This window comes from Serratia sp. CY29653, from assembly GCF_052169255.1.
In the GTDB taxonomy this organism is placed as follows: Bacteria; Pseudomonadota; Gammaproteobacteria; order Enterobacterales; family Enterobacteriaceae; genus Serratia; species Serratia sarumanii.
In genome coordinates, this window is the sequence record NZ_JBJNLC010000006.1 from 201231 (window position 1) to 227258 (window position 26028).

At 59.5% G+C, this 26028-nt stretch carries 21 protein-coding genes; 19 read left to right on the plus strand and 2 right to left on the minus strand.

Going from position 1 to position 26028, the window contains the following annotated elements:
- Window positions 1–9: 9 nt before the first annotated feature.
- From rseP to ACJ8HN_RS22095, 18 genes are all read left to right on the plus strand, one after another.
- Entirely contained in the window at window positions 10–1365 is a 1356-nt protein-coding gene (rseP, locus tag ACJ8HN_RS22010) for a sigma E protease regulator RseP (protein ID WP_004931952.1), read from the plus strand.
- Between the two features lie 35 nt (window positions 1366–1400).
- A complete protein-coding gene (bamA, locus tag ACJ8HN_RS22015) occupies window positions 1401–3827 on the plus strand; it encodes an outer membrane protein assembly factor BamA (protein WP_033635736.1) in 2427 nt (808 codons plus the stop codon).
- A 156-nt stretch (window positions 3828–3983) separates the two neighbouring features.
- Window positions 3984–4481 carry a molecular chaperone Skp gene (gene skp / locus ACJ8HN_RS22020; RefSeq protein WP_342177546.1) on the plus strand — a complete coding sequence of 166 codons (498 nt, stop codon included), beginning with the start codon at window positions 3984–3986 and terminating at the stop codon, window positions 4479–4481.
- A gap of 3 nt (window positions 4482–4484) precedes the next feature.
- Complete coding sequence (gene lpxD, locus ACJ8HN_RS22025) at window positions 4485–5507, plus strand: UDP-3-O-(3-hydroxymyristoyl)glucosamine N-acyltransferase (RefSeq protein WP_442523949.1); 1023 nt, start codon at window positions 4485–4487, stop codon at window positions 5505–5507.
- A gap of 160 nt (window positions 5508–5667) precedes the next feature.
- Window positions 5668–6123 (plus strand): 3-hydroxyacyl-ACP dehydratase FabZ, encoded by a 456-nt coding sequence (gene fabZ, locus ACJ8HN_RS22030; protein WP_004931962.1) that lies wholly within the window; start codon window positions 5668–5670, stop codon window positions 6121–6123.
- 3 nt (window positions 6124–6126) lie between these two features.
- Window positions 6127–6915 carry an acyl-ACP--UDP-N-acetylglucosamine O-acyltransferase gene (lpxA, locus tag ACJ8HN_RS22035; protein ID WP_004931964.1) on the plus strand — a complete coding sequence of 263 codons (789 nt, stop codon included), beginning with the start codon at window positions 6127–6129 and terminating at the stop codon, window positions 6913–6915.
- A gap of 3 nt (window positions 6916–6918) precedes the next feature.
- Entirely contained in the window at window positions 6919–8067 is a 1149-nt protein-coding gene (gene lpxB / locus ACJ8HN_RS22040; RefSeq protein WP_442523950.1) for a lipid-A-disaccharide synthase, read from the plus strand.
- Complete coding sequence (gene rnhB / locus ACJ8HN_RS22045) at window positions 8064–8657, plus strand: ribonuclease HII (RefSeq protein ID WP_033635733.1); 594 nt, start codon at window positions 8064–8066, stop codon at window positions 8655–8657. The genes lpxB and rnhB overlap by 4 nt, the downstream gene beginning before the upstream one ends.
- Window positions 8658–8739: 82 nt before the next feature.
- Window positions 8740–12228 carry a DNA polymerase III subunit alpha gene (dnaE, locus tag ACJ8HN_RS22050; protein WP_060388404.1) on the plus strand — a complete coding sequence of 1163 codons (3489 nt, stop codon included), beginning with the start codon at window positions 8740–8742 and terminating at the stop codon, window positions 12226–12228.
- A 12-nt stretch (window positions 12229–12240) separates the two neighbouring features.
- The gene (accA, locus tag ACJ8HN_RS22055) at window positions 12241–13200 is read left to right on the plus strand and encodes an acetyl-CoA carboxylase carboxyl transferase subunit alpha (protein WP_004931972.1); all 960 of its coding nucleotides are present in this window, start codon (window positions 12241–12243) and stop codon (window positions 13198–13200) included.
- A gap of 111 nt (window positions 13201–13311) precedes the next feature.
- On the plus strand, window positions 13312–15456 hold the full coding sequence (locus ACJ8HN_RS22060) for a lysine decarboxylase LdcC (RefSeq protein WP_442523951.1): 2145 nt from the start codon (window positions 13312–13314) through the stop codon (window positions 15454–15456).
- A gap of 105 nt (window positions 15457–15561) precedes the next feature.
- Window positions 15562–15951, plus strand: a complete 390-nt coding sequence (locus tag ACJ8HN_RS22065; RefSeq protein ID WP_126191707.1) for a VOC family protein — start codon at window positions 15562–15564, stop codon at window positions 15949–15951.
- Window positions 15952–16040: 89 nt separating this feature from the next.
- Window positions 16041–17594, plus strand: coding sequence for a lysine decarboxylation/transport transcriptional activator CadC (gene cadC / locus ACJ8HN_RS22070; RefSeq protein ID WP_197750745.1), 1554 nt, complete (start codon window positions 16041–16043; stop codon window positions 17592–17594).
- Window positions 17595–17963: 369 nt separating this feature from the next.
- On the plus strand, window positions 17964–19307 hold the full coding sequence (cadB, locus tag ACJ8HN_RS22075; RefSeq protein WP_033635727.1) for a cadaverine/lysine antiporter: 1344 nt from the start codon (window positions 17964–17966) through the stop codon (window positions 19305–19307).
- Window positions 19308–19402: 95 nt separating this feature from the next.
- Window positions 19403–21541 (plus strand): lysine decarboxylase CadA, encoded by a 2139-nt coding sequence (gene cadA, locus ACJ8HN_RS22080; RefSeq protein WP_043139919.1) that lies wholly within the window; start codon window positions 19403–19405, stop codon window positions 21539–21541.
- Between the two features lie 68 nt (window positions 21542–21609).
- The gene (gene dtpD / locus ACJ8HN_RS22085) at window positions 21610–23061 is read left to right on the plus strand and encodes a dipeptide permease DtpD (RefSeq protein WP_197803272.1); all 1452 of its coding nucleotides are present in this window, start codon (window positions 21610–21612) and stop codon (window positions 23059–23061) included.
- A 56-nt stretch (window positions 23062–23117) separates the two neighbouring features.
- Window positions 23118–24449, plus strand: coding sequence for a tRNA lysidine(34) synthetase TilS (gene tilS / locus ACJ8HN_RS22090; RefSeq protein WP_442523954.1), 1332 nt, complete (start codon window positions 23118–23120; stop codon window positions 24447–24449).
- Window positions 24449–24763 carry a c-type cytochrome gene (locus ACJ8HN_RS22095; protein WP_033635721.1) on the plus strand — a complete coding sequence of 105 codons (315 nt, stop codon included), beginning with the start codon at window positions 24449–24451 and terminating at the stop codon, window positions 24761–24763. Before tilS ends, ACJ8HN_RS22095 begins: the two co-directional genes overlap by 1 nt.
- Before the next feature lie 50 nt (window positions 24764–24813).
- On the opposite strand, the gene rof is transcribed toward ACJ8HN_RS22095, so the two are convergent.
- Together rof and ACJ8HN_RS22105 are read right to left on the minus strand one after the other, a co-directional pair.
- Entirely contained in the window at window positions 24814–25077 is a 264-nt protein-coding gene (gene rof, locus ACJ8HN_RS22100; RefSeq protein ID WP_004931991.1) for a Rho-binding antiterminator, read from the minus strand.
- Complete coding sequence (locus ACJ8HN_RS22105; protein ID WP_004931993.1) at window positions 25064–25264, minus strand: YaeP family protein; 201 nt, start codon at window positions 25262–25264, stop codon at window positions 25064–25066. Before ACJ8HN_RS22105 ends, rof begins: the two co-directional genes overlap by 14 nt.
- A 213-nt stretch (window positions 25265–25477) precedes the next feature.
- Here ACJ8HN_RS22105 and ACJ8HN_RS22110 point away from each other — a divergent pair, with 213 nt between their 5' ends.
- Window positions 25478–26026 carry a YaeQ family protein gene (locus ACJ8HN_RS22110; protein ID WP_060419424.1) on the plus strand — a complete coding sequence of 183 codons (549 nt, stop codon included), beginning with the start codon at window positions 25478–25480 and terminating at the stop codon, window positions 26024–26026.
- Window positions 26027–26028 lie beyond the last annotated feature (2 nt).

The window sequence follows — 26028 nt, forward strand, 5'->3', positions numbered from 1 at the left end:
TGAGGGATGATGGTCAGCGTGCTTTGGAACCTGGTGGCGTTTCTGATTGCGCTCGGTATTTTGATCACCGTGCACGAGTTCGGACACTTTTGGGTTGCCCGCCGTTGCGGCGTGCGCGTTGAACGCTTCTCCATCGGCTTCGGCCGGGCGCTGTGGCGCCGCACCGATCGCCAGGGCACCGAGTACGTCATCGCCTTGATTCCGCTCGGCGGCTACGTGAAGATGCTGGACGAGCGCGTGGAGTCGGTGGCGCCGGAAATGCGCCATCAGGCCTTCAACAACAAAACCGTCTGGCAGCGCGCGGCCATCATCAGCGCCGGCCCCATCGCCAACTTCCTGTTTGCTATCCTTGCCTATTGGCTGGTGTTCATCATCGGCGTGCCGAGTTTCCGTCCGGTGATCGGTGAAATCGCGCCGCAATCCATTGCCGCCAAGGCTGAAATTTCGTCTGGCATGGAACTAAAGTCGGTTGACGGTATCGAAACGCCTGATTGGGAGTCAGTTCGTCTGGCGCTGGTGGCGAAGATTGGCGATGCGCAAACCGAAGTCGGCGTCGCGCCGTTCGGCTCTTCGCAGGTGGTGACCAAAACCCTGGATTTGCGCCAGTGGAACTTTGAACCGGACAAGCAGGATCCCGTTGTCGCGTTGGGCATTATGCCGCGCGGCCCGCAGATAGAATCCGTGTTGGCGGAAGTGCAGCCTAACTCGGCGGCGCAAAAGGCGGGTTTACAAGCGGGGGACAGGATCGTTAAAGTCGATGGTCAGCCGTTGGGTCGTTGGCAGACGCTGGTGAAGCGTATCCACGATGGCCCGGGGCAACCGCTGGCTTTGGAGATTGAAAGAAACGGCGCCCCCTTGTCTTTGACGCTGATACCGGATACAAAGCCGGTGGGAAAAGACAAATCGGTGGGGTTTGCAGGCATCATTCCAAAGGTGCTGCCGCTGCCGGACGAGTATAAAACGATTCGCCAGTATGGACCGTTCCCGGCGCTGTATCAGGCCGGCGACAAGACCTGGCAGCTGATGCGGCTGACGGTCAACATGCTGGGCAAATTAATAACCGGTGATGTAAAGCTGAACAACCTGAGTGGCCCGATCTCGATTGCACAGGGAGCAGGGGCGTCAGCCGGAGTCGGGTTCGTGTATTATCTGATGTTCCTGGCGTTGATTAGCGTCAACCTGGGTATCATCAACCTGTTCCCATTACCGGTGTTAGATGGTGGGCATCTCCTCTTCCTGGCGATAGAAAAGCTGAAGGGTGGGCCGGTTTCCGAGCGAGTACAGGACTACAGCTACCGCATAGGTTCGATCGTGCTGGTGTTGTTGATGGGTCTTGCACTTTTCAATGATTTTTCCCGCCTCTAGGGGCGGGGATAGGTTAGGAAGAACGCATAACAACGATGGCGATGAAAAAGTTGCTCATAGCGTCGCTGCTGTTTGGCAGCGCCACCGTATACGGTGCAGACGGGTTCGTAGTGAAAGATATTCATTTCGAAGGCCTGCAGCGAGTCGCCGTCGGTGCGGCGTTACTCAACATGCCGGTTCGCGTCGGCGATACCGTCACTGACGATGACATCAGTAATACCATCCGTGCCTTGTTTGCCACCGGCAACTTCGAGGACGTGCGCGTACTGCGCGATGGTAATACCTTGATCGTGCAGGTGAAGGAACGTCCTACCATCGCCAGCATCACTTTCTCCGGCAACAAGTCGGTGAAAGATGACATGCTCAAGCAGAACCTGGAAGCCTCCGGCGTCCGGGTGGGCGAGGCGCTCGACCGCACCACGATCTCCAGCATTGAAAAAGGGCTGGAAGACTTCTACTACAGCGTCGGTAAATACAGCGCCTCGGTGAAAGCCGTAGTCACGCCGCTGCCGCGCAACCGTGTCGACCTGAAACTGGTGTTCACGGAAGGGGTCTCCGCCAAGATTCAACAAATCAACATCGTCGGCAACCATGCCTTCACCAACGACGAACTGATCTCGCGCTTCCAGCTGCGTGACGAAGTGCCGTGGTGGAACCTGGTCGGCGATCGCAAATACCAGAAGCAGAAACTGGCGGGCGATCTCGAAACCCTGCGCAGCTTCTATCTGGATCGCGGCTATGCCCGCTTTAACATCGATTCTACCCAGGTGAGCCTGACGCCGGATAAAAAAGGCATCTACATCACCATCAACATCACCGAAGGCGATCAGTACAAGCTTTCCGATGTTGTCGTGAACGGCAACCTGGCCGGCCACTCGGCGGAAGTCGCTCAGATCACCAAAATCGAACCGGGCGAGCTGTACAACGGCAGCAAGGTGACCAAAATGGAAGACAACATCAAAACGATGTTGGGCCGTTATGGTTACGCTTACCCGCGCGTCGGCACTCAGCCTGAGATCAACGACGCGGATAAAACCGTCAAACTGCACGTCAACGTCGACGCGGGCAACCGCTTCTACGTGCGTCGCATCAAGTTCGAAGGCAACGACACCAGCAAGGATTCCGTACTGCGTCGCGAAATGCGCCAGATGGAAGGCGCCTGGCTCGGCAACGAGCAGGTCGAGCAGGGCAAGGAGCGTCTGAACCGTCTGGGCTACTTCGAAACGGTTGACGTGGAAACCCAGCGCGTGCCGGGCACCGCCGATCAGGTCGACGTCACCTACAAGGTGAAAGAGCGCAACACCGGTACCTTCAACTTCGGCGTCGGTTACGGCACCGAGAGCGGTGTCAGCTTCCAGGCGGGCGTGCAGCAGGATAACTGGTTGGGTACCGGCTACTCGGTGGGCATCAGCGGCACCAAGAACGACTACCAGACTTATACGGAACTGTCGGTCACCAACCCGTACTTCACCGTTGACGGTGTGAGCCTGGGCGGCCGCATCTTCTACAACGACTTTAAGGCGGATGACGCGGATCTGTCGGACTATACCAACAAGAGTTACGGTATCGACGGCACGCTGGGCTTCCCGATCAACGAAAACAACTCGTTGCGTACCGGCCTGGGCTACGTCCACAACGGCCTGTCGAACATGCAGCCGCAGATCGCCATGTGGCGTTACCTCGACTCGATGGGCGTGGATGCGAACAAGACCGACCGCGCCAGCTACTCGACGGACGACTTTACGTTGAACCTGGGTTGGACCTACAACAACCTGGACCGCGGCTACTTCCCGACGTCGGGTAACCGCACCACGTTGAACGGCAAGGTCACCATTCCGGGCTCGGACAACGAATACTACAAGGTGACGCTGGACAGCGTACAGTACGTGCCGATCAACGACGATCGCACCTGGGTGCTGTTGGGCCGTGGCCGTCTGGGTTACGCGGATGGCTTGGGCGGCAAGGAAATGCCGTTCTACGAGAACTTCTACGCCGGTGGTTCTAGCACCGTGCGTGGCTTCCAGTCCAACACCATTGGTCCGAAGGCGGTGTACTACAATTCCAACTCGTACCAGTGTCAGTTCAACGCCGGCAGCACGACCACGCGTCAGAACATCTGTAGCTCGGATGACGCGGTGGGCGGTAACGCCATGGCGGTCGCCAGCCTGGAGCTGATCACCCCGACGCCGTTCATCAGCGAGAAATACGCCAACTCAGTGCGGACGTCGCTGTTCATCGATGCCGGTACCGTGTGGGATACCAAGTGGAAGAATACCAACGAAACGCTGATGTACGGCGTGCCGGACTACAGCAAGGCCAGCAATATTCGTTCTTCCGCCGGTATCGCGCTGCAGTGGATGTCGCCGCTGGGGCCGTTGGTGTTCTCTTACGCCAATCCGATCAAGAAATACGAAGGCGACAAGTCCGAACAGTTCCAGTTTAACATCGGTAAGACCTGGTAACGGGTCTCGCCTCTGGGCATAAAAGTTATTAAGAATCGCAATGGCCAGGCGCCCGCCGGCAGAGGGAGATGATTCTCATTGTTTGGTGGGATAAGTCTGGCAAATTGTGTACTTCAGTGTCATATGACACAAATGGGTGATGGTAAGGAGTTTATAGTGAAAAAGTGGTTGTGTGCCGCAGGCCTCGGTTTAGCAATGGCTGCTTCAACTGGCGTTCAGGCAGCAGATAAGATCGCTGTCGTTAACGTCTCCAGCATTTTCCAACAGCTGCCGGCCCGCGAAGCGGTCGCTAAACAGCTGGAAAACGAGTTTAAAGGCCGTGCAAGCGAACTCCAGAACATGGAACGTAGCCTGCAGACCAAAATGCAACGTCTGCAGCGTGACGGCGCTACCATGAAAGCCAGCGATCGCAGCAAGTTGGAAAAAGACGTGATGGCGCAGCGCGAGCAGTTCTCTCAGAAAGCCCAGGCTTTCGAGCAGGACAACCGTCGTCGCCAGATGGAAGAGCGTAACAAGATCCTGAGCCGCATTCAGGACGCTGTGAAATCTGTCGCCAGCAAAGGCGGTTATGACGTGGTGATCGACGCCAACGCCGTTGCCTATGCAGACTCTTCCAAAGATATCACTGCTGACGTGCTGAAACAGGTTAAATAACACATGCTTTCAATTCGACTGGCTGATTTAGCGCAGCAGTTGGATGCACAATTGCACGGTGATGGCGATCTCGTCATCACCGGCATTGCTTCTATGCATTCGGCACAGCCTGGCCAAATCACGTTTTTGTCAAACAGCCGCTATCAAGAGCAGCTGTCTTCCTGCCAGGCAAGCGCCGTGGTGCTTACCGAAGCGGATTTACCACACTGCCGTACTGCGGCGCTGGTGGTTAAAAACCCTTACCTGACCTACGCGCGCATGGCGCAGCTGATGGACACCACGCCGGCGCCGGCGCAGGATATTGCGCCAAGCGCGGTTGTCTCGCCTGAAGCGCAACTGGGGCAGAACATCGCCATTGGGGCGAACGCGGTGATTGAGTCGGGTGCGGTGCTTGGCGATAACGTGGTTATCGGCCCGGGCTGCTTCATCGGCAAACACGCACGCATCGGCGCGGGAACGCGTCTGTGGGCGAACGTCACGATTTATCATGCGGTTGAAATCGGCCAGCGCTGCCTGATCCAGTCCGGCACCGTGATCGGCGCGGACGGTTTCGGCTATGCCAATGAGCGCGGCGAGTGGATCAAAATCCCTCAGTTGGGCACGGTGATTATCGGCGATCGCGTCGAAATCGGCGCCTGCACTACCATCGACCGCGGCGCTTTGGATAACACCCAAATCGGGAATGGTGTTATCATCGACAACCAATGCCAGATTGCACATAACGTCGTGATTGGCGACAATACCGCCGTCGCCGGCGGTGTGATCATGGCCGGCAGCCTGAAAATCGGCCGCTACTGCCAGATCGGCGGTGCCAGCGTGATCAACGGTCACATGGAAATTGCCGACAAGGTTGTTGTTACCGGAATGGGAATGGTTATGCGACCAATCACCGAACCTGGGGTATACTCTTCGGGCATTCCGTTGCAGCCTAACAAGGTTTGGCGTAAAACCGCTGCGTTGGTGATGAATATCGATGAGATCAGCAAACGCTTGAAAGCTGTCGAACGTAAAGTCGGAAAAGACTAATCATTGCCGCCTGCCTTCGCGGGTACAAAACGAAACGCGTTGGTCGTGAGACCAAAAGCGCAAAGAGATGTTAATTTGCGGCCTGCATAATGATCTCCTTTTGGGGTCAGCGCAGGCCGTGTTGTTGATGCCATCAGTTTTTAGAGACAGGAAGAGTATTTTGACTACTGACACTCATACTCTGGATATTGCAGAAATTTTGGATCTGCTTCCTCACCGTTACCCGTTCTTGCTGGTCGACCGCGTCCTCGAGTTTGAAGAGCACAAATATCTGCGTGCGGTGAAGAACGTATCGGTGAACGAACCGTTTTTCCAGGGCCACTTCCCTGGCAAACCGATTTTCCCAGGCGTATTGATTCTGGAAGCCATGGCGCAGGCCACCGGTATCCTGGCGTTTAAAAGCGTCGGCAAACTGGAGCCGGGCGAGCTGTATTACTTCGCCGGTATCGACGAAGCACGCTTCAAACGCCCTGTGGTGCCAGGCGATCAGATGGTCATGGAAGTCACCTTCGAGAAAACTCGCCGCGGCCTGACTCGCTTCAAAGGCGTGGCGACCGTTGACGGTAAAATTGTCTGCGAAGCAACCATGATGTGTGCCCGCAGCCGGGAGGCTTAATCCGTGATTGACCAAACCGCCTTTATCCATCCTAGCGCGATAGTCGAAGAAGGCGCCGTGATCGGCGCCAACGTGCATATCGGCCCTTTCTGCTACGTCGGCTCCCAGGTGGAAATCGGCGCCGGCACGGTGCTGAAATCCCACGTGGTGGTGAACGGCATTACCAAGATTGGCTGCGATAACCAGATTTATCAGTTCGCTTCCATCGGTGAAGTGAACCAGGATCTGAAATACGCGGGCGAACCGACGCGCGTTGAAGTGGGCGATCGCAACCGCATCCGCGAAAGCGTGACCATTCACCGCGGCACCGCGCAGGGCACCGGCCTGACCAAGGTGGGCAATGACAACCTGCTGATGGTCAACGTGCACGTCGCCCACGACTGCGTGGTCGGCAACGCTTGCGTGCTGGCCAACAACGCCACGCTGGCGGGGCATGTGGAAATCGACGATCACGCCATCATCGGCGGCATGACGGCGATCCACCAGTTCTGCATTATCGGCGCGCATGTGATGGTAGGCGGTTGTTCCGGCGTCGCTCAGGACGTGCCTCCCTTCGTCATCGCTCAGGGTAACCACGCGACGCCGTTCGGCGTCAACGCGGTCGGCCTGAAGCGTCGCGGTTTTGACAAGGATGAAATGCAGGCGATCCGCAACGCCTACAAGATCCTGTATCGCAGCGAGAAAACGCTGGATGAAGCGAAAGCGGAAATCGAAGCCCTGGCCAAAGAACAGCCGGTGGTGCAGCAATACCTCGATTTCTTTACCCGTTCCACCCGCGGTATCATTCGCTGAGTTATGTCGAATCGTCCATTGACTATCGGATTGGTCGCCGGAGAAACCTCCGGTGACATTCTCGGCGCCGGTTTGATCCGCGCGCTCAAGGCGCAGATCCCCGACGCGCGTTTTGTTGGCGTCGCCGGCCCGCTGATGCAGGCCGAAGGCTGTGAAGCCTGGTACGAAATGGAAGAGCTGGCGGTAATGGGCGTGGTGGAAGTGCTCGAGCGTTTGCCACGCCTGTTGAAGATCCGCAAGGATCTTACCCGCCGCTTCGGCGAGCTGCGGCCGGACGTGTTTGTCGGCATCGACGCGCCGGACTTCAACATCACGCTGGAAGGCCGCCTCAAGCAGCGCGGTATCCGTACCATTCACTACGTCAGCCCTTCCGTGTGGGCCTGGCGGCAAAAGCGCGTTTTCAAAATTGGCAAAGCCACCGATCTGGTGCTGGCCTTTCTCCCTTTCGAAAAAGCGTTTTACGATCGTTTCAACGTGCCCTGCCGGTTTATCGGCCACACCATGGCGGACGCCATGCCGTTGCAGCCCGATCGGCTGGCGGCGCGCGCTCAGCTTGGCATCGATCCGCAGGCGCGCTGCCTGGCGTTGCTGCCGGGCAGCCGCGGCGCCGAAGTCGAGATGCTGAGCGCCGACTTCCTCAAGACCGCGCAGCTGCTGCGCACCCGTTATCCCGAGCTGGAAGTGGTGGTGCCGCTGGTCAACGCCAAACGGCGCGAGCAGTTTGAGCGCATCAAGGCGGAAGTGGCGCCGGATCTGACCGTACACCTGCTGAACGGCCAGGGGCGCGAGGCGATGATCGCCAGCGACGCGGCGCTGCTGGCATCCGGCACGGCGGCGCTGGAGTGCATGCTGGCCAAGTGCCCGATGGTGGTGGGCTATCGCATGAAGCCGTTCACTTTCTGGCTGGCGCAGAAACTGGTGAAAACGCCTTACGTTTCGCTGCCGAATCTGCTGGCGGGGCGGGAGCTCGTTACCGAGCTGCTGCAGCATGACTGCGTGCCGGACAAACTGGCCGCCGCCGTGATGCCGCTGCTGGAAGAGAGCCCGCAAACCGAAGCGCTGAAACAGACTTTCCTTACCTTGCACCAAAGCATCCGTTGCGGTGCGGACGAACAGGCCGCTCAGGCTGTGTTGGAGCTGGCGAAAGCATGATTGAACCCTTTATCTATCCCGCTGCCACGCTGATTGCCGGCGTGGACGAAGTGGGCCGCGGGCCGTTGGTCGGTGCGGTGGTCACCGCCGCCGTGATCCTCGATCCGGCGCAGCCGATCGTCGGGCTGGCGGATTCCAAGAAACTCAGTGAAAAACGCCGCCTGGCGCTGTATGACGAAATCGTCGCCAAGGCGCTCTCCTGGAGCCTGGGGCGCGCCGAGCCGGCAGAAATCGACCAGCTGAACATTTTGCACGCCACCATGCTGGCGATGCAGCGCGCGGTGGCCGGGTTGCATATCGCGCCGGACATGGTTTTAATCGACGGTAACCGTTGCCCGAACCTGCCGATGCGTTCGCAGGCGGTGGTGAAGGGCGACAGCCGCGTGGCGGAGATCAGCGCGGCGTCCATTCTGGCGAAGGTCACGCGCGATCGTGAAATGGCCGCGCTGGACAGCGAGTTCCCGGACTACGGTTTCGCGCAGCATAAGGGTTACCCGACCGCCTTCCACCTGGAGCGGCTGGCCGCGCTGGGCGCCACCGAGCATCACCGCCGCAGCTTCGCGCCGGTGAAAAGGGCGCTGGCGCTGTAGCCTGCGGGCCTGGTTGACCAGGCCCGACGATAGCATTAACCCGGGTTCAGCCTGCTGAGCCCCTTCAATCAGGTATCTGGAGATGGCCGAACCTCGTTTTATTCACCTGCGCGTCCACAGTGACTATTCCATGATTGATGGATTGGCCAAGACGGCGCCGCTGGTGAAAAGAGCCGCCGCGTTAGCCATGCCTGCTCTGGCAATCACCGATTTCACCAACCTGTGCGGATTGGTGAAGTTCTACGGCAGCGCGCACGGCGCCGGGATCAAACCGATCATCGGCGCGGATTTCCATGTGCAAAGCGAAGAGCTGGGCGACGAGCTGGCTCAGCTGACGGTGCTGGCCAGCAACAACGAAGGCTACCAGAACCTGACGCTGCTGATTTCCCGCGCCTATCAGCGCGGCTACGGCGCCGCCGGCCCGATCATCGATCGCGACTGGCTGATTGAACATCGCGAAGGGCTGATTCTGCTCTCCGGCGCGCGTCAGGGCGACGTCGGCAAGTTTCTGCTGCGCGGCAACCAGGCGCAGGTGGATCAGTGTCTGGACTTCTACCAGCAGTACTTCCCGGACTGTTACTACCTGGAACTGATCCGCACCGGCCGCCCGGACGAAGAGAACTACCTGCATGCGGCGGTGGCGCTGGCCACCGAGCGCGGTTTGCCGGTGGTGGCCACCAACGACGTGCGCTTCCTAGTGGAAGACGACTTCGACGCCCATGAAATTCGCGTCGCCATCCACGACGGCTTTACGCTGGACGATCCCAAGCGGCCGCGCAACTACAGCCCGCAGCAATACATGCGCAGCGAAGACGAGATGTGCGAGCTGTTCGCCGACATCCCCGAAGCGCTGCTGAACAGCGTCGAAATCGCCAAGCGCTGCAACGTCACCATTCGCCTCGGCGAATACTTCCTGCCGCAGTTCCCGACCGGCGACATGAGCACCGAGGACTTCCTGGTACTCAAATCGAAAGAGGGGCTGGAAGAGCGTCTCGAGTTCCTGTTCCCCGATCCTGAAGTGCGCGCGCAGCGCCGCCCGGAATACGACGAGCGTCTGGACGTCGAGCTGAAGGTGATCAACCAGATGGGGTTCCCCGGCTACTTCCTGATCGTGATGGAGTTTATCCAGTGGTCGAAGGACAACAACGTGCCGGTGGGCCCGGGGCGCGGTTCCGGCGCCGGTTCGCTGGTGGCCTATGCGTTGAAAATCACCGACCTCGATCCGCTGGAGTTCGACCTGCTGTTCGAACGTTTCCTGAACCCGGAACGTGTCTCGATGCCCGACTTCGACGTCGACTTCTGCATGGAGAAGCGCGATCAGGTAATTGAGCACGTGGCGGAGATGTACGGCCGCGAAGCGGTATCGCAGATCATCACCTTCGGCACCATGGCGGCGAAAGCGGTTATCCGCGACGTGGGCCGCGTGCTGGGGCACCCGTACGGCTTCGTCGATCGCATCTCCAAGCTGGTGCCGCCGGATCCGGGCATGACGCTGGAAAAAGCCTTCGCTGCCGAACCGCAGCTGCCGGAAATTTACGAGGCAGACGAAGAGGTCAAGGCGCTGATCGACATGGCGCGCAAGCTGGAAGGGGTGACGCGTAACGCCGGTAAACACGCCGGGGGCGTGGTGATAGCGCCGACCAAAATCACCGACTTCGCGCCGCTGTACTGCGACGCCGAAGGGCAGCACCCGGTGACCCAGTTCGATAAGAACGACGTGGAATACGCCGGGCTGGTGAAGTTCGACTTCCTCGGTCTGCGCACCCTGACCATCATCGACTGGGCGCTGGAGATGATCAACGCCCGGCGCGCCAAGACCGGGCTGGAGCCGATCGACATCGCCGCCATTCCGCTCGACGACAAGAAAAGCTTCGACATGCTGCAGCGCTCGGAAACCACGGCGGTGTTCCAGCTTGAATCGCGCGGCATGAAAGACCTGATCAAACGTCTGAAGCCCGACTGCTTCGAAGACATGATCGCACTGGTGGCGCTGTTCCGTCCGGGGCCGCTGCAGTCGGGGATGGTGGATAACTTCATCGACCGCAAGCACGGCCGCGAAGAGATCTCCTACCCGGACATCCAGTGGCAGCACGAGTCGCTCAAGCCGGTGCTGGAACCCACCTATGGCATCATCCTGTATCAGGAACAGGTGATGCAGATTGCCCAGGTGCTGGCGGGCTATACGCTGGGCGGCGCGGACATGCTGCGCCGTGCGATGGGTAAAAAGAACCCGGTCGAGATGGCCAAGCAGCGCGGCGGCTTTGAAGATGGCGCCAAAGCGCGCGGCATCGACGGCGAACTGTCGGTGAAAATCTTCGACCTGGTGGAGAAATTCGCCGGATACGGCTTCAACAAATCGCACTCCGCCGCCTATGCGCTGGTGTCGTATCAGACGCTGTGGCTGAAAGCGCACTACCCGGCCGAGTTTATGGCGGCGGTCATGACCGCCGATATGGACAACACCGATAAGGTGGTGGGGCTGGTGGACGAATGCTGGCGCATGGGGCTGAAGATCCTGCCGCCGGACATCAACAGCGGCCTGTATCACTTCCACGTCAACGACGACGGCGAGATCGTTTACGGCATCGGCGCCATCAAGGGCGTGGGGGAAGGGCCGATCGAAGCCATCATCGAGGCGCGCAACAGCGGCGAGCAGGGTTACTTCAAAGACCTGTTCGATCTCTGCGCGCGCTCAGACATCAAGAAACTGAACCGCCGCATTCTGGAAAAACTGATCATGTCCGGCGCGTTCGATCGCCTCGGGCCGCACCGCGCCGCGCTGATGAATTCGCTCGGCGACGCGTTGAAAGCGGCGGATCAGCATGCGAAAGCCGAAGCGATCGGCCAGGTGGATATGTTTGGCGTGCTGGCGGAAGCGCCGGAGCAGGTGGAGCAATCCTACGCCAATATCGCGCCCTGGCCGGAGCAGGTGGTGCTGGACGGGGAACGGGAGACGCTGGGGCTGTACCTGACCGGCCACCCGATCACCCAGTACCTGAAGGAGATCGAACGTTACGCCGGTGGCCAGCGTTTGAAAGACATGCACCCGACGGATCGGGGCAAAATGACCACCGCCGTCGGGCTGGTGGTCGCCGCGCGGGTGATGGTGACCAAGCGCGGCAACCGCATCGGCATCTGTACATTGGATGACCGTTCGGGCCGCCTGGAAGTGATGTTATTCACCGAAGCGTTAGAAAAATACCAGCATTTGTTGGAAAAAGACCGTATCCTTATCGCCAGTGGACAGGTCAGCTTTGATGACTTTAGCGGCGGGCTTAAAATGATGGCCCGCGAGGTAATGGACATCAGTGAAGCCCGGGAAAAATACGCTCGCGGGCTTGCTATCTCGCTGACTGACAGGCAAATTGATGACCAGCTTTTGAACCGTCTCCGTCAGTCGTTGGAACCCCATCGCTCGGGGACGATTCCAGTGCATCTCTACTATCAACGGGAAGATGCGCGAGCCAAGCTGCGTTTTGGCGCAACCTGGCGCGTGACGCCCACCGACCGCTTGTTGATCGACTTGCGGACGTTGGTAGGCAATGAGCAGGTGGACTTGGAATTTGACTAAAATAGGAATGCTATGAGTCTGAATTTTCTTGATTTTGAACAGCCGATTGCAGAGCTGGAAGCGAAAATTGACTCGCTGACTGCAGTCAGCCGTCAAGACGAAAAATTAGATATTAATCTGGACGAAGAGGTTCAGCGCCTGCGTGAAAAGAGCGTTGAGCTGACGCGCAAGATTTTTGCCGATCTTGGGGCCTGGCAGATTGCCCAATTGGCACGCCACCCGCGCCGTCCTTATACCCTGGATTATATCAAACACATCTTTACCGACTTCGAAGAGTTGGCGGGCGATCGCGCTTACGCCGACGACAAAGCGATCGTCGGCGGTATTGCGCGCCTGGATGGCCGCCCGGTGATGATCATCGGGCACCAGAAAGGCCGTGAAACCAAAGAGAAGATCCGCCGCAACTTCGGCATGCCGGCGCCGGAAGGCTACCGCAAGGCGCTGCGCCTGATGGAAATGGCCGCGCGCTTCAAGATGCCGATCATCACCTTTATCGATACCCCGGGCGCTTATCCGGGCGTGGGCGCGGAAGAGCGCGGCCAGTCCGAAGCCATCGCGCGCAACCTGCGTGAGATGTCGCGCCTGAACGTGCCGGTCATCTGCACCGTCATCGGCGAAGGCGGCTCCGGCGGCGCGCTGGCGATCGGCGTGGGCGATAAGGTAAACATGCTGCAGTACAGCACCTACTCGGTGATTTCGCCGGAAGGCTGTGCTTCCATCCTGTGGAAGAGCGCCGATAAGGCGCCGCTGGCCGCAGAAGCGATGGGCATCACCGCGCCGCGCCTGAAAGAGCTGAAGCTGATCGACTCGGTGATCCCGGAGCCGCTGGGTTCCGCGCACCGCGACGTGCCGGCAATGGCCGCCGCGCTGAAAGCGCAGCTGCTGGCCGATCTGAAAGATCTGGACGGCCTGAACGACGAAGAGTTGCTCAACCGCCGCTATCAGCGTCTGATGAATTACGGCTACTGCTGAGTTCTGTGCTTCGCTGCAAGAAACCGCCTCCGGGCGGTTTTTTTTTGGCTACACACCACCGGATTTTCGTGGTGTTATAGAGACTTGGCCGTTAACTGACAGGAGCTGCCGATGAATATCATCGCCATCATGGGCCCGACGGGCGTCTACTACAAAGATGAGCCGATCCGCGAGCTCCACGCGGCGCTGGCCGCCATGGGATTCCAACTGGTGTACCCCAAAAACAGCGGTGATCTGCTGAAGCTGATCGAAGCCAACGCCCGCATCTGCGGGGTGATCTTCGACTGGGACGACTACAGCCTGGAGCTGTGCAGCGAAATCAACGAGCTGAATGAATACCTGCCGCTGTACGCCTTTATCAATACCCATTCCACCTTCGACGTCAGCCTGCATGAAATGCGCATGGTGCTCTATTTCTTCGAGTATGGCCTGAATGCGGCGGACGATATCGCGCAGCGCATCCAGCAATACACTGCGGAATACATCGACACCATTACGCCGCCGCTGACCAAGGCGCTGTTCAACTATGTGCGTGAAGGGAAGTACACCTTCTGCACGCCGGGCCACATGGCCGGCACCGCGTTTCAAAAAAGCCCGGTGGGCTGCCTGTTCTATGACTTTTTCGGCGCCAATACCCTGAAGGCCGACATCTCGATTTCGGTTACCGAGCTCGGTTCGCTGCTGGATCACACCGGGCCGCACCTGGAGGCCGAAGAGTATATCGCGCGCACCTTTAACGCCGAGCAGAGCTATCTGGTCACCAACGGCACCTCCACCGCCAACAAGATCGTCGGCATGTATTCGGCGCCGGCCGGCAGCACCGTGCTGATCGACCGCAACTGCCACAAATCGCTGTGCCACCTGCTGATGATGAGCGATATCGTGCCGATCTATCTGCGCCCGCTGCGCAACGCCTACGGCATCCTCGGCGGCATTCCGCAGCGCGAGTTCACCCGCGAAAGCATCGCCGCCCGGGTGCTGGAGACCGAGAACGCCACCTGGCCGGTGCACGCGGTGATCACCAATTCCACCTATGACGGCCTGCTGTACAACACCGACTACATCAAGCAGACGCTGGAGGTGCCATCGATCCACTTTGACTCCGCCTGGGTGCCTTACACCAACTTCCATCCGATTTACGACGGCAAGAGCGGCATGAGCGGCGAGCGGGTGCCCGGTAAGGTTTTCTACGAGACCCAGTCGACGCACAAGCTGCTGGCGGCCTTCTCGCAGGCCTCGATGATTCATATCAAGGGCGACTACGACGAGAGCACCTTCAACGAAGCCTACATGATGCACACCACCACCTCGCCGCACTACGGCATCGTGGCGTCGATGGAGACCGCGGCCGCCATGCTGCGCGGCAACCCGGGGCGCCGCTTGATCAACCGCTCGGTGGAGCGCGCGCTGCATTTTCGCCGTGAAGTGCAGCGGCTGCGCGAGGAGAGCGACAGTTGGTTCTTCGACATTTGGCAGCCGGAAGAGATCGATGAGGCGCAATGCTGGCCACTGGATCCGGACGACAACTGGCACGGTTTCGGCCAGACCGATCGCGATCACATATACCTCGATCCGATCAAGGTGACGATCCTGACGCCGGGCATGAACGAGCTGGGTGCGCTGGAGGAGGAGGGGATCCCGGCGGCGCTGGTGGCGAAGTACCTCGACGAGCGCGGCATCGTGGTGGAGAAGACCGGGCCGTACAACCTGCTGTTCCTGTTCAGCATCGGCATCGACAAAACCAAGGCGATGAGCCTGCTGCGCGGCCTGACCGACTTCAAGCGCGCCTACGATCTCAACCTGCGGGTGAAGAACATGCTGCCGGATCTGTACGCCGAGGATCCGGATTTCTATCGCAACATGCGCATTCAGGATCTGGCCGCCGGCATTCATCGCCTGATCTGCCAGCACGATCTGCCGCGCCTGATGCAGCGGGCGTTCGACGTGCTGCCGGAAATGAAGCTGACGCCGCACCAGATGTTCCAGGAGCAGGTGCGGGGCAACGTGGAAACCTGTGAGCTGGATCAGCTGGTGGGCAAGGTGGCGGCCAATATGATCCTGCCGTATCCGCCGGGCGTGCCGCTGGTGATGCCGGGGGAAATGATTACCGAAGAGAGCCGGGCGGTGCTCGATTTTCTGCTGATGCTGTGCTCGATCGGCGAACGTTACCCCGGTTTTGAAACCGACATCCACGGCGCCAGGCTGACGGAGGACGGGCGCTATCTGGTGAAGGTGTTGAAAGCCCCACAGCCATAATGCATAACACGCCCGGCGGTTTGGAAAGATATGCCGGGCGTTCCCATTGACGGCATCACCGCCGCCGGATACCTTGCCTCATCAGACCGAACAGGAGCGGCCACCATGCTGGCGTTACGTCAGGTACACCATATCGCGATCATTGGCGCGGATTACGCCGCCAGTAAGCATTTTTACTGCGACATTCTCGGATTCACCCTGCTGAGCGAGGTCTACCGCGAGGAGCGCGACTCCTGGAAAGCGGATCTGGCGCTCAACGGGCAATACGCCATCGAGCTGTTTTCTTTCCCTTCGCCGCCGGCTCGCGTCAGCCGCCCGGAGGCCTGCGGCCTGCGCCATTTGGCGTTCAGCGTTGACGACATTGACCAGGCCATCGCCCATCTGCAGGCGGCCGGCGTCGCCTGCGAACCGGTACGCGTCGATCCTTACACCCAATCCCGCTTTACCTTTTTCAGCGATCCCGATGGTTTACCGTTAGAATTATACGAGAGTTAACGGCTTAATCGCCTCCCGGCGGCCACAGCCGGGGGCGGTTATGCTATGATCGCGCCCTTGCCCTACATGCCTACAGAGTTATTTCCGCCATGCAAGAGCCTGCTTTTCGCGTCGGGGAGTGGCTGGTTACCCCTGCCGACAACACCATCAGCCGCGACGGACGCCTAAAAACGCTGGAACCGCGCCTGATCGACATGCTGTGCTATTTCGCCCGCCATCCCGACGTGGTGCTGAGCCGCGACGAGCTGATCGACAACGTCTGGAAGCGCAATATCGTCACCAACCACGTGGTGACCCAATGTATTTCGGAACTGCGCAAATACCTGAAAGACGGCGACAGCGACAGCCCTGAATACATTATCACCGTGCCTAAGCGCGGGTATAAGCTGGCGACGTCGGTGATCTGGTGTGAAGAAGGGGAGGCGCAACCCGCTCCCGCACCGGCGCCGCAGATTGCGGTGATCATGCATGAACCGGAAGACGGCAGCGAGGAAGACGAAACGCCGTATGTGCCGCCGCGCCGGGCAAGCGCGCCGGTTGCCGCGCCCGGCGAAAAGAAGCCGCGCTTTTATCGCCGCTCAACCTTCTGGGTGTGGCTGGCGTTTCTGGCGGCGCTCAGCGTCTGCGTGGCGTTTGTCGGCATCGCCACGCTGTCGCAGCGCGTGCCGGTATCGACCATGCCGGTGCTGCTCAACCCGCGCGATATCGATATTCGCATCCAGGGCGGCGAGAGCTGCAGCAACTGGATGCCGCAGCTCTCTTATGTGGTGGGCGTCAGCGAGCTGATCACCGATTCGCTGAACACCTACTCGACCTTCCTGGTGCACGACCAGACCAACTACAACTATTCCGGCCCCAGCAACTCGGGCAAGTCGCTGTATATCGAGTTCGTCAATCAGCGCCACTACCGCGCCCAGCAGTGTTTCCTGTCCGTGCGGCTGGTGGATAACGCCGACAGCTCAGTCATGCTGGACAAGCGTTACTTCATTACCGCCGATAACCAGCTGAAGATCCAGACCGACTTCCTCACCAGCCTGTCCGCAGCGCTGAAGCAGCCCTGGCCGCCACAGCTGGAGCAGCGTCTGGCGCAGCTGCTGCCCGACAACGGGCCGCTGCTGCAGCGTTTCTACCAGGCGCATCAGTTGCTGATCCACGGCGACGCCGATTCGTTGACCCGCGCCAGCGCCCAGCTGAGCGAGTTGATTAAAAGCGCGCCGAACTTCCACTACCTGCTGGCGGAAAAAGCGCTGGTGGACCTGCTGCGCAATTCTTATCAACCGTTCGACAGCCAGGCCTTGGCGCAACTGCGCGCCGATATCAGTCATTTGGCGACCATCCCGGAATTGAAAAACACGCCAATCATGCAGCAAGTTCTGGCGGTAGATGCATTGACGCAGGGGCGCATTGACGAGGCGCACCGGGCGATCGATCTGGGGATTGAATTGCAAATGTCGTGGCTGAATTATGTGCTGCTGGGGAAAGTGTATGAAATGCAGGGGCAGAACCATTTGGCGGCGGATTCTTATATTACCGCATTCAATCTTCGCCCCGGCGAAGACACATTGCATTGGATCACCAATGGCGTATTCCAGACGTCATTGACCAACGTGGTGCCTTATTTAAATAACTATCAGCGCCAATAATTAACCGCTATCACGCCGCCATTATTCTCCGGGGATCATGGTGGCGTTATTTATTGGTAAAGTCATGTTGCATGAATGTATTATTTTTCTGCGCAATATTGCTCTTTTTTTGCCGTTTGTTATGCGTGATTAACCTCGCTATTTTGCTGTTTTTAAATGATGTTTATCTTTTCTTTAGCTTACCTTTTTATCTTGATGTGTTAATGAAAAACCTCAGGTTATCATTTGTATAATCATGAGCGTAATCTCACTTTATCTTTAGGACTTTATTCCCCCCGATGGTTAGCATCCTGACTATCAAGCCGGCTCATTAAAATCTTTCATTTATGGGTGTGGCTTATAAGAAACGTAAATCAGGAGAAACTGACCATGGCTTCACCCAAGAAAATAGGGCTTATTGCCTGCACCGGCGTCGTCGCCGGTAATATGATGGGGAGCGGGATTGCCTTATTGCCCGCCAACCTGGCGAGTCTCGGATCTATCGCCATTTGGGGATGGGTGATCTCGATTATCGGGGCGATGTCGCTGGCCTATGTGTATGCCCGCCTCGCCACCAAAAACCCGCAGCAGGGCGGCCCTATCGCTTATGCGGGTGAAATTTCCCCGGCCTTCGGTTTCCAGACCGGCGTGCTTTATTACCATGCCAACTGGATCGGTAACCTGGCCATCGGCATTACCGCCGTTTCTTATCTCTCCACCTTCTTCCCGGCGCTGAATAACCCGGTACCTGCCGGCATCGCCTGTATCGCCATCGTGTGGATCTTCACCTTCGTCAACATGCTGGGCGGAACCTGGGTCAGCCGTTTGACCACCCTGGGCCTGGTGCTGGTGCTGATCCCGGTGATCGTGACTGCCACCCTCGGTTGGCACTGGTTTGACGCCGCCACCTACCAGGCTAACTGGAATACCTCCGGCACCACCGACAGCCATGCGGTGATTAAAAGTATCCTGCTGTGCCTGTGGGCGTTTATCGGTGTGGAATCCGCAGCGGTCAGCACCGGCATGGTGAAAAATCCGAAACGCACCGTGCCGCTGGCGACCATGCTCGGCACCGGCCTGGCGGGCATTATCTACATCGCCGCCACTCAGGTGATCAGCGGTATGTTCCCGGCGTCTGAAATGGCCGCCAGCGGCGCGCCGTTCGCCATCAGCGCCTCGGCGATTATGGGCAACTGGGCCGCACCGATGGTTTCCGCCTTCACTGCCTTCGCCTGCCTGACGTCGCTCGGTTCGTGGATGATGCTGGTCGGCCAGGCCGGGGTACGCGCCGCCAACGACGGCAACTTCCCGAAAGTGTACGGCGAGCTGGATAAAAACGGCATTCCGAAGAAAGGCCTGCTGCTGGCCGGCTGCAAAATGACTGCGCTAATGGTGCTGATCACCCTGATGAGCTCCGCCGGCGGCAAAGCGTCCGACCTGTTCGGCGAACTGACCGGCATCGCGGTGCTGCTGACCATGCTGCCTTACTTCTACTCCTGCGTAGACCTGATCCGCTTCGAAGGGGTCAACGTGCGCAACCTGCTGAGCCTGATCGCTTCGGTGTGCGGCTGCGGCTTCTGCTTCATCGCGCTGATGGGCGCCAACTCATTCGAACTGTCCGGCACCTTTATCATCAGCCTGATTATCCTGATGTTCTACGCCCGGAAAATGAATACCCGCCAGGCTGCCAACGCAGCGGCGGTCGATGAAAACACCACGGCCAAAGCGCACTGATTCGCGTCCGCTGACCGACTGAATTTACCCAGCCCCTTTCTTTCCGACCTGTCAGCCGCGACGGGAAGGGGCTTGCTTTGCCAGGAGAAATGCATATGAACGTTATCGCCATCATGAATCACATGGGTGTCTACTTCAAAGAAGAGCCTATCCGTGAACTGCATCAGGCGCTGGAAAGTCTGGATTTCCGCATCGTTTACCCTAACGATCGCGAAGACCTGCTGAAACTGATCGAGAACAACGCCCGCTTGTGCGGGGTGATCTTCGACTGGGACAAATACAACCTGGAGCTGTGCGAAGAGATCAGCCAGCTGAACGAATACATGCCGCTGTACGCGTTCGCTAACACCTATTCGACGCTGGACGTCAGCCTGAACGATCTGCGCATGCAGGTGCGCTTCTTCGAATATGCGCTCGGCGCGGCAACCGACATCGCCGCCAAGATCAAACAGAACACCGACGAGTACATCGACACCATCCTGCCGCCGTTGACCAAGGCGCTGTTCAAATACGTGCGCGAAGGCAAATACACCTTCTGTACGCCGGGCCACATGGGCGGCACCGCGTTTCAGAAAAGCCCGGTGGGCAGCCTGTTCTACGATTTCTTCGGCCCGAACACCATGAAGTCGGATATCTCGATTTCGGTGTCCGAACTGGGATCGCTGCTGGATCACTCCGGCCCGCACAAAGAGGCGGAAGAGTACATTTCCCGCGTGTTCAACGCCGAACGCAGCTACATGGTCACCAACGGCACCTCCACCGCCAACAAGATCGTCGGCATGTATTCGGCGCCGGCGGGCAGCACGGTGCTGATTGACCGTAACTGCCACAAGTCACTGACTCACCTGATGATGATGAGCGACATCACGCCGATCTACTTCCGCCCGACCCGCAACGCCTACGGCATCCTCGGCGGCATTCCGCAGAGCGAGTTCCAGCGCGCCACCATCGCCAAACGCGTGAAGGAGACCCCGAACGCCACCTGGCCGGTACACGCGGTGATCACCAACTCCACCTATGACGGCCTGCTGTACAACACCGACTTTATCAAGAACACCCTGGACGTGAAGTCTATCCACTTCGATTCCGCCTGGGTGCCTTACACCAACTTCCACCCGATCTATAAAGGCAAGTGCGGCATGAGCGGCGGCCGCGTGGAGGGCAAGGTGATCTATGAAACCCAGTCCACCCACAAACTGCTGGCGGCCTTCTCGCAGGCTTCGATGATTCATGTGAAGGGCGACATCAACGAAGAAACCTTCAACGAAGCCTACATGATGCACACCACCACCTCGCCGCACTACGGCATCGTGGCGTCGACCGAAACCGCCGCGGCGATGATGAAAGGCAACGCCGGCAAGCGCCTGATCAACGGCTCTATCGAGCGCGCGATCAAGTTCCGCAAAGAGATCAAACGCCTGAAAGTCGAGTCCGACGGCTGGTTCTTCGACGTCTGGCAGCCGGAGCATATCGATGAGCCGGAATGCTGGCCGCTGCGTTCCGACAGCGCCTGGCACGGCTTCAAGAACATCGATAACGAACACATGTATCTCGACCCGATCAAGGTCACCATTCTGACGCCGGGGATGAGCAAGGAAGGCGAGATGCAGCCGTTCGGCATCCCGGCCAGCATCGTGGCGAAATACCTCGACGAACGCGGCATCATCGTCGAGAAAACCGGGCCGTACAACCTGCTGTTCCTGTTCAGCATCGGCATTGACAAAACCAAGGCGCTCAGCCTGCTGCGCGCGATGACCGACTTCAAACGCTCGTTCGATCTGAACCTGCGGGTGAAAAACATGCTGCCTTCGCTGTATCACGAAGCGCCTGATTTCTATGAAAACATGCGCATTCAGGATCTGGCGCAGAACATTCACCGCCTGGTGGAGCAGCACAACCTGCCGGACCTGATGTACCGCGCGTTCGAAGTGCTGCCAACCATGGTGATGAACCCATACCAGGCGTTCCAGAAAGAGCTGCACGGCGAAGTGGAAGAAGTCTATCTGGAAGAGATGGTCGGCAAGGTCAACGCCAATATGATCCTCCCATACCCACCGGGCGTGCCGCTGGTGATGCCGGGCGAAATGCTGACCGAGGAGAGCCGGCCGGTGCTGGAGTTCCTGCAGATGCTGTGCGAAATCGGCGCGCATTATCCGGGCTTTGAAACCGACATTCACGGCGCCTATCGTCAGGCGGACGGACGTTATCGGGTGAAAGTGCTGAAGGCGAAATAACCGCAGCCAATAACAGGGGAGGCGCTCGCGCTTCCCCTTTGCCGTTCACCGACTGATGGGAGACCTCCATGAAAACACCCTCACAGCCGCGCGCAATCTACTATGTCGTAGCCATACAAATTTGGGAATATTTCAGCTTTTACGGCATGCGTGCGTTACTGATTCTCTATCTGACCCACCAACTCGGCTATACCGACAGCCACGCCATCGATCTCTACAGCGCTTACGCTTCGTTAGTTTACGTCACTCCTATTTTGGGCGGCTGGCTCGCCGACCGCCTGCTGGGCAATCGCGTCGCGGTGATTGCCGGCGCGGCGCTGATGACGCTGGGGCATATCGTGCTCGGCCTGAGCGCGGTCTCCGCCCAGTCGCTCTATCTGGCGCTGGCCATCATCATCTGCGGCTACGGCCTGTTCAAATCCAATATCAGCTGCCTGCTGGGCGAACTGTATCCGGCGCACGACTCGCGCCGCGAAGGGGGCTTCTCGCTGCTGTACGCCGCCGGTAACGTCGGTTCCATTTTGGCGCCGATCGCCTGCGGGCTGGCGGCCGAGCGCTATGGCTGGCACGTCGGCTTTGCGTTGGCCGGGATCGGCATGTTCGCCGGCCTGGCGATCTTCCTGCTCGGCGGGCGCCACTTCCGCCATACCCGCGGCGTGAATGCACCGCTGATGCGCGCCAAAAGCCTGGGCTTGCCGCACTGGGGTTGGCTGTTGGCGGCGCTGCTGGCATCGCCGCTGTTCTTCACGCTGCTGTTTGTGCACGACTGGGCCGGCTATTTGCTCGGGCTGGTGTGCGTGGCGGCGGTGGTGCTGGTGGCGCGCATTATGCTGCGTGCGGACGCCGGCCAGCGCCGGGGGCTGTGGCAGATTGTTGTGCTGATGCTGCTGGGCACGCTGTTCTGGGCTTTCGCCCAGCAGGGCGGCAGCTCCATCAGCCTGTTTATCGATCACTTCGTCGATCGGCGCTGGTTCGGCTGGACGGTGCCGACCGCGCTGTTCCAGTCGGTTAACGCCTGCGCGGTGATGCTGGGCGGCGTGGCGCTGGCATGGCTGGCGAACGGCGACGGTGCGGGCGATCGCACGCTGCGCATTTGGTGCAAGTTCGCCTTCGGTCTGCTGTTGATCGGCGTCGGCTTTACGCTGATGGCACTCAATACGCGGCTGCACGGGCCGGGATCGATGGGGCTGATGATCGCCGGTCTGGCGGTGATGGGTTTCGCCGAACTGTTTATCGATCCGGTGGCGATGGCGCAGATCACCCGGCTGAATATCCCCGGCGCCACCGGCGTGCTGACCGGCATCTATATGCTGGCGACCGGCTCGATCGCCAACTACCTGGCGGGCATTATCGCCAATCAGACCGCCGAAGATCACATCGAGGGGGCGGCGATGCAGGCGTATGGCCGCATTTTCGCCCAGATTGGCTGGGGAGCGGCCGGATGCGCGCTGGCGGTGATCGCGGTGCTGGGCGGTTGGTGGCTGCTGACGCGGCGCCAGGCACGGACGGTTAATGCTTGATTGATGACGGTAGGCGGGGTTAACGTGCAGCTATGTAGAAGTGACAAAGCCGACCGATGAATACTGATCAATTAACGACGCGGGTGGCAGACCAGTTGGGCGCGCAGCAGCGGCTGCTGGTGGCGTTCAGCGGCGGCCTGGATTCCAGCGTACTGCTGCATGTGCTGGCGGCGTTGCGCCGCCGGCGTCCGGGAATGCAACTGCGCGCGCTGCATGTGCATCACGGCCTGAGCGCCTTCGCCGACCGCTGGGTTGAGCATTGCCGCAGCCGCTGCGCCGACTGGCAGATCCCGCTGACGGTGACGCACGTGCAGGTGGACGCCCGCCAGGGCGGCATCGAAGCGGCGGCGCGCGCGGCGCGCTATGCCGCCTTCAGCGCCGCGCTAACGGAGGGCGAAGCGCTGCTCACCGCCCAACACCTCGACGATCAAAGCGAAACCTTCCTGCTGGCGCTCAAGCGCGGCAGCGGGCCGGCGGGGCTGTCGGCGATGGCGGCGCGCGCCGCGTTGGGCGAGCACCTGCTGTTGCGGCCGCTGTTGGGTTGCTCACGCCAGACGTTGGAAAACTACGCGCAACGCCACGCCCTAACCTGGATAGATGACGACAGCAATCAGGATACGCGCTTCGATCGCAATTTCCTGCGCTTGCAGGTGTTGCCGCAGCTCAACCAGCGCTGGCCGCACTTCGCCTCGGCGGTGGCGCGCAGCGCCGGCCTGTGCGCCGAGCAGGAGCAGCTGCTGGACGAACTGCTGGCGGAACCGCTGCAAAGCCTGTTGGCGGCGGATCGCTCATTGGCGATCGACGGCCTGACGGACTGTTCGCCGGTGCGGCGCTTCGCCTTGCTGCGGCGCTGGATCGCGTTGTTTAACGTCACCATGCCGGCGCGTGAGCAGCTTCAGCGCCTGTGGGAGGAGGTGGCGCGCAGCCGGGAGGATGCCGAACCGCAGCTGCAGCTCGGTGCCTATCAGATTCGCCGTTTCCGCGGCCGGTTGCACCTGTTGCCGCCGCTGGCGGCGCTGCGCGATGTGCATCTGCCCTGGCTGCCTGACGAGCCGCTGGCGCTGCCGGACGGGCTGGGGCGGCTTGTCGCGGGTGAGGGCGAGCTGGCGCTGCGCGCGCCGCAGCCGTCGCAGCGGATCAGCATTCGTTTCGGCGGCGTGCAGGGCGTGGTGCGCATCGTGGGGCGCGCCCATTCGCGGCCGATAAAAAAATTGTGGCAGGAGCTGGGGATCCCGCCCTGGCAGCGTGAACGCATCCCGTTGATTTATTATGATGAGCAGCTGATCGCCGCGCTGGGCGTATTCGTCTGTGAGGCGGGGCAGGTGCCGGAAGGCGAACGTCCGTGGCGGCTGCGCTGGGAAAAAAATCATAATCGCGAGGAGCAATAATGAAGTTTGTGGGGATCACGCTGTTGGCCGCCGGCCTGTTCAGCCTGCCGGCGTTGGCGGCGGGGGATGCGGCGGCCGGCCAGGCGAAAGCCGCCGCCTGTGCTGCGTGCCACGGCGCGCAGGGCAAGGTGACGGTGCCGATGTACCCGAATCTGGCCGGGCAGAACGCCATGTACCTGCAGCACGCGCTGCAGGCGTACAAAAAAGGGGAGCGCAACGGCGGCCAGGCCGAGGTGATGAAGGCCTACGTGTCGGGGCTGTCGGATGACGATATCGCCGATCTGGCGGCCTTTTACGCCAGCCTGAAGCCGTAAATGACGAGGGCAGCCGTTGGGCTGCCCTGTTGGGATGGGGTTACCGCTGCTCAGTCCGACAGACTGACGACCACGGTACCGATTTCCGGATGACTGAAACTGCTGATATGGTCCAGACGCAGGTCGCGCTGTTGGCCATTCTGTTCGATGGTCAGATACTCAACGCGTTTCTTTTGCAGCAGGTCGATCGCCTTGGCCTCGATCACTTCTCCGTCGCGTAACTCCAGCTTCAGAATAAGTTTATGCTGACAGGCGAGTTCCAGGTTGTCGTAGTCATCGCAATTGATGGGTTGGTACTCATCATTCATCAACATAGTCGCTCACCAATAAGTTAGCGGCGGCAAAGGCCGCCTGTTCCCTAACGGAGGACGGTAGCGCATCGTTCGCTGCGACATCGTCCAATGCCTTTAACGCACAAGCCAGCGCATCGGGCACGTAGCCAAGATCTCCACTGCCAATCTCGGCGTAAGTACGGCGTACTAACTCACAGTATTGTTGCACAGTTTCCTCCCTTAAGAACCTCTGCATCATCAAGACTACTATCGCGATGAGGCGCAGGCTCTTGGAGTTTTATCCTATCCCAGACGACTATAGCACAGCTGTTATGGAGTTATCAGCACCCCGGCATGCCTTTCGCACTGCCGCGGCCGGGCCGCGCTGGCGGCGTTCGGCCCTGATCAAGTACACTGTCGCCGGATAATAACGAGGTCACCCATGGCGCTGAAAGCAACCATTTATAAAGCCGCGGTCAATATCGCTGATATGGATCGTCACTTCTACCACGACGCCGCATTGACGCTGGCGCAACACCCGTCCGAAAACGAGCAGCGCATGATGCTGCGCCTGTTGGCCTGGATCTGCCATGCCGACGAGCGGCTGGTGTTCACCAAAGGGCTGAGCGCCGACGACGAGCCGGAGATCTGGCAGCGCAACGACCACAATGGGCTGGAAATGTGGATCGAGATGGGGTTGCCCGACGAAAAACGCATCCGCAAGGCCTGCAACCAGTCGCCGCGCGTGGTGCTGTACGCCTACGGCGAGCGCGCCGCGCACGTGTGGTGGCAGGGAATGCAGGGCAAGGTGGCCGGCTACAAGAACCTGAGCGTGCGTTTCCTCGACGACGAGCAGTTGGCGCGCCTGACGGCGCTGGCCAGCCGCACCATGACGCTGCAGGCGACGTTGCAGGAGGGAACTATTTGGCTGTCCGATGCTCAGAATAGTCTGGAAATCCAGTTCGCCGAGTGGCAGCTGGCGCAGGTGTAACC

Coding starts and splice junctions, on each gene's coding strand:
- rseP (WP_004931952.1), top strand. CDS start 10: ATGGTCAGCGTGCTTTGGAACCTGGTGGCGTTTCTGATTGCGCTCGGT.
- bamA (WP_033635736.1), top strand. CDS start 1,401: ATGGCGATGAAAAAGTTGCTCATAGCGTCGCTGCTGTTTGGCAGCGCC.
- lpxD (WP_442523949.1), top strand. CDS start 4,485: ATGCTTTCAATTCGACTGGCTGATTTAGCGCAGCAGTTGGATGCACAA.
- lpxB (WP_442523950.1), top strand. CDS start 6,919: ATGTCGAATCGTCCATTGACTATCGGATTGGTCGCCGGAGAAACCTCC.
- rnhB (WP_033635733.1), top strand. CDS start 8,064: ATGATTGAACCCTTTATCTATCCCGCTGCCACGCTGATTGCCGGCGTG.
- dnaE (WP_060388404.1), top strand. CDS start 8,740: ATGGCCGAACCTCGTTTTATTCACCTGCGCGTCCACAGTGACTATTCC.
- accA (WP_004931972.1), top strand. CDS start 12,241: ATGAGTCTGAATTTTCTTGATTTTGAACAGCCGATTGCAGAGCTGGAA.
- ACJ8HN_RS22060 (WP_442523951.1), top strand. CDS start 13,312: ATGAATATCATCGCCATCATGGGCCCGACGGGCGTCTACTACAAAGAT.
- ACJ8HN_RS22065 (WP_126191707.1), top strand. CDS start 15,562: ATGCTGGCGTTACGTCAGGTACACCATATCGCGATCATTGGCGCGGAT.
- cadC (WP_197750745.1), top strand. CDS start 16,041: ATGCAAGAGCCTGCTTTTCGCGTCGGGGAGTGGCTGGTTACCCCTGCC.
- cadB (WP_033635727.1), top strand. CDS start 17,964: ATGGCTTCACCCAAGAAAATAGGGCTTATTGCCTGCACCGGCGTCGTC.
- cadA (WP_043139919.1), top strand. CDS start 19,403: ATGAACGTTATCGCCATCATGAATCACATGGGTGTCTACTTCAAAGAA.
- dtpD (WP_197803272.1), top strand. CDS start 21,610: ATGAAAACACCCTCACAGCCGCGCGCAATCTACTATGTCGTAGCCATA.
- tilS (WP_442523954.1), top strand. CDS start 23,118: ATGAATACTGATCAATTAACGACGCGGGTGGCAGACCAGTTGGGCGCG.
- ACJ8HN_RS22095 (WP_033635721.1), top strand. CDS start 24,449: ATGAAGTTTGTGGGGATCACGCTGTTGGCCGCCGGCCTGTTCAGCCTG.
- rof (WP_004931991.1), bottom strand. CDS start 25,077: ATGTTGATGAATGATGAGTACCAACCCATCAATTGCGATGACTACGAC.
- ACJ8HN_RS22110 (WP_060419424.1), top strand. CDS start 25,478: ATGGCGCTGAAAGCAACCATTTATAAAGCCGCGGTCAATATCGCTGAT.